3 protein-coding genes and 1 pseudogene are annotated in these 3,244 nt (G+C 64.7%); 1 reads left to right on the forward strand and 3 read right to left on the reverse strand.

The features are described from left to right. The 3 genes and pseudogenes from ABSG20_RS33155 to ABSG20_RS33165 form a co-directional block, all read right to left on the reverse strand. Positions 1-432, reverse strand: a pseudogene (locus ABSG20_RS33155) (two-component sensor histidine kinase); the annotation flags it as partial. Between the two features lie 91 nt (positions 433-523). Beyond that, complete coding sequence (locus ABSG20_RS33160) at positions 524-1,252, reverse strand: response regulator (protein ID WP_423868663.1); 729 nt, start codon at positions 1,250-1,252, stop codon at positions 524-526. Beyond that, positions 1,249-1,803, reverse strand: a complete 555-nt coding sequence (locus ABSG20_RS33165) for a MarR family winged helix-turn-helix transcriptional regulator (RefSeq protein ID WP_423868664.1) — start codon at positions 1,801-1,803, stop codon at positions 1,249-1,251. Before ABSG20_RS33165 ends, ABSG20_RS33160 begins: the two co-directional genes overlap by 4 nt. A gap of 299 nt (positions 1,804-2,102) precedes the next feature. Between ABSG20_RS33165 and ABSG20_RS33170 the strand changes: the two genes are divergently transcribed. Then, entirely contained in the window at positions 2,103-3,197 is a 1,095-nt protein-coding gene (locus ABSG20_RS33170; RefSeq protein ID WP_423868665.1) for a branched-chain amino acid aminotransferase, read from the forward strand. The last annotated feature ends 47 nt before the right edge of the window (positions 3,198-3,244 follow it).

The raw sequence follows: 3,244 nt of genomic DNA on the forward strand, positions 1-3,244 counted from the left end.
CTGGCTGAGCTGCCGCGACAGTGACGACAGCGAATAGTCGAGCACTGAAAAAAACGGCTTCGGGCCGGGTGCCGGCATGTCGCCGACGGGAAGGAAATCGACCACCAGACCGAGCCGCTGCTGCGCGATGCGGCGCAACTGGGTGCGGTCCTTGTCCTGCGGATAGCTCTTGTAGACATCGATCAGGCTGGCGACGTCCTGCACCAGCGCCCTGGAAAGATCCTGGGTCACGGTGCTCCAGTGCCGGTCGAAGAACACGAATGCCACCACCCACTGCAGCACCACCATCGGCACGATCGTGATCAGCAGCACGCGGGCATAAAGCCCCGTGGGCATCCAGCCCTTGAAGGCATTGCCCATCCAGCTGTTGACCGCCGAAACCCTGCGCTTTGCGGTTCGCAACAGGGTGATGCCGGTGTCGAGGGTGCTCATCGGGCGAGCTTCATCGGGCGAGCCTCCCCGCGCAAGACAAGCATTCCTGCGCAAGCCGAGGCAAGCAAGAGCAGGACCGGTCGGCAAGGGCTCAAGGCGATGCCACCAGGCGATAGCCGATGCCGCGAACGGCCTGCAGGAACAGCGGGTTGGCGGGATCGCGTTCGATCTTGCGGCGCAGGCGGTTGATCTGCACGTCGACCGCGCGCTCGTTGACGGTGCCGTTGCCGGTCAGCGCGCTGCGCGGCACGGTCTCGCCGCGGGCGATGGCGAGAATGCGCAACATCTCGCGTTCGCGATCGGTGAGATGAATGGCCTCGGCGCCGCTGCGCAACTCGCCGCGCTCCAGATGATAGACATAGGGTCCGAACGCGGCCTGCTCCAGCGTCTGCGCCGGCGGCGGTGCGCTCCGCTTCAGGATGTTGCCGATCCTCAACACCAGTTCGCGCGGCTCGAACGGTTTTGCCACGTAGTCGTCGGCGCCGATTTGCAGGCCCTCGATGCGGCTTGCCGCTTCATCGCGCGCCGTCAGCATGATGATCGGTACCGAGGAAGAGGTGCGGATGAAGCGGGCGAGATCGAACCCGGTTTCGCCGGGCATCATGACGTCAAGGATCAGGAGATCGAAATGCAGGCCGAGCAGCTTGGCGCGGGCGTCCTTGGCGCTCATCGCGGTGGTGACGCGGTAGCCTTCGCCGCAGAGAAAGCGCGACAACAGATCGCGGATGCGGCGGTCGTCATCGACCAGCAAAAGATGCGGGGCGTCATCGGCCGGTTGCGGCGGCGGCGTCGTGGCGGTTGCGGCGAAGGGCACGATCATTCCTTTGCGGTTGCGTTGCTGGCCGCGAAGATCGCCGCCAGCACCTTGTCGGGATCGTCCTGATCGATCATCGCGCGCAGGAACTGGCGCACCGTCTCGGTGCCGGACGGACCGAGGTCGCGCAGCGCGCGGTCGATGCGGTCCGTCTGCAGCCCTGCGAGCTTCGCCACCAGCGCCTCGCCCTTTGCAGTGGCAAAAAGAAGGCGCTGCCGCCGGTCACTGCTGCCGGTCTTCTGCACGATATACCCATCGTCGAGCAGTTGCTTGAGAACCCGTCCCAGCGACTGCTTGGTAATGCGCAGCACGTCCAGGAGATCGGCCACCTTCAAACCGGCATAGCGGTGGACGAAATGCAGCACCCGGTGGTGGGCCCGCCCGAACCCGAAAGCCTCGAGCTCATGATCGGCATCGCCGACGAAATCGCGATAGGCAAAGAACAACAACTCGATGATATCCCAACGTAAATCGGCCGTTTGAAGCACGGATTCGCGCGGCTGGTTCGGCCGCGAATCGGACCCGGTGGGGCGGTTCGCGAAATTTATGTCAGCCATATTGACATATCTTCGATCCAATGTTACAAAAATGGCAGCTGCAGTGAAACATTAGAACGTTTCGTCCGCTTTGGCACGTCGAGCTGTTAGAACAAGGCCTGAGGTAGCGGCCGGTGCCGCGAAGCGATAGACCGTCGAATTGGGAAGCGCCATTTCGACAAACATACTGGACTTCCGCCGTCCGCAAAAGCATGTCCCTTCGTGGGACCCCGGCCCCAGGGCCGGTCGCGGGACGCAGGGGGCCAAGCGTAGTAACTTATAGGACGTAAGCGAAACCACACCAGCCACGGACCTGCCTGATGAACGCGCAACCGAAGATCGCCTTTTCCTGCAGCCCGACCAGCAAACCCGTCGGCGCCGAGGCGCGGGCAGACCTTTTGAAGGATCCGGGTTTCGGCCGTGTCTTTACCGATCATATGGTGACCATCCGCTGGGCCCAGGATCGCGGCTGGCACGACGCGCGGGTGTGCGCTCGCGAGCCGATCGCGCTCGATCCGGCGGCCGCCGTCCTGCACTACGGGCAGGAAATCTTCGAGGGCCTCAAGGCCTATACCCGCAGCGACGGCAGCATTGCCCTGTTCAGGCCCGAGCAGAATGCGCGGCGCTTCCAGGCCTCCGCCGCGCGCCTTGCCATGCCGGCGCTCCCGGAAGCCCTGTTCCTGCAGGCCGTCGACGAACTGGTGAAGATCGATGCGGCCTGGATTCCCGGCGACGAAGGCAGCCTCTATTTGCGCCCCTTCATGTTCGCGACCGAGGCCTTTCTCGGCGTTCGCCCGTCCCACGAATATCTCTTCGTCCTGATCGCGAGCTCGGTCGGCTCCTATTTCAAGGGCGGCGCCAAGGCCGTCACCGTCTGGCTGAGCGACCGCTACACGCGCGCGGCCGAGGGCGGCACCGGCGCGGTCAAGTGCGGCGGCAATTACGCCGCGAGCCTGCTCGCCCAGGCCGAGGCGATCGAGCACGGCTGCGATCAGGTCGTATTCCTCGACGCCGCCCAGCATCGCTGGGTCGAGGAACTCGGCGGCATGAACATCTTCTTCGTGTTCGACGACGGCTCGATGACGACGCCGCCGCTGAGCGGCACGATCCTGCCCGGCATCACCCGGGATTCGATCATCACGCTCGCCCGCGGCGAGGGCCGCGCGGTCCGCGAGGAGCGCTACAGCATCGAGCAATGGCGCACTGATGCCTTAAGCGGCAGGCTGCGGGAGGCTTTCGCCTGCGGTACGGCCGCGGTGGTCTCGGCGATCGGCCAGATCAAGAGCGCGAGCGGCGATATCGTCATCGGCGACGGCGCCGGCGGCCCGATCACGTCAGCGCTGAAGCAAAGGCTCGTCGGCATCCAGCGCGGCGATGTCGAAGACAGCGAAGGCTGGGTGCGCAGGATCGCGTAGGCCGCACCACGGCGGCCAACTCTATCTTTCACTCTTGAGACCGCGCG

It is taken from the genome of Bradyrhizobium sp., assembly GCF_049512235.1.
GTDB lineage: Bacteria > Pseudomonadota > Alphaproteobacteria > Rhizobiales > Xanthobacteraceae > Bradyrhizobium.

Bases quoted from the DNA above. Each gene is read 5' to 3' on its own strand.
- ABSG20_RS33165 (WP_423868664.1), bottom strand. From the start codon at position 1,803: ATGGCTGACATAAATTTCGCGAACCGCCCCACCGGGTCCGATTCGCGG.
- ABSG20_RS33170 (WP_423868665.1), top strand. From the start codon at position 2,103: ATGAACGCGCAACCGAAGATCGCCTTTTCCTGCAGCCCGACCAGCAAA.
- ABSG20_RS33160 (WP_423868663.1), bottom strand. From the start codon at position 1,252: ATGATCGTGCCCTTCGCCGCAACCGCCACGACGCCGCCGCCGCAACCG.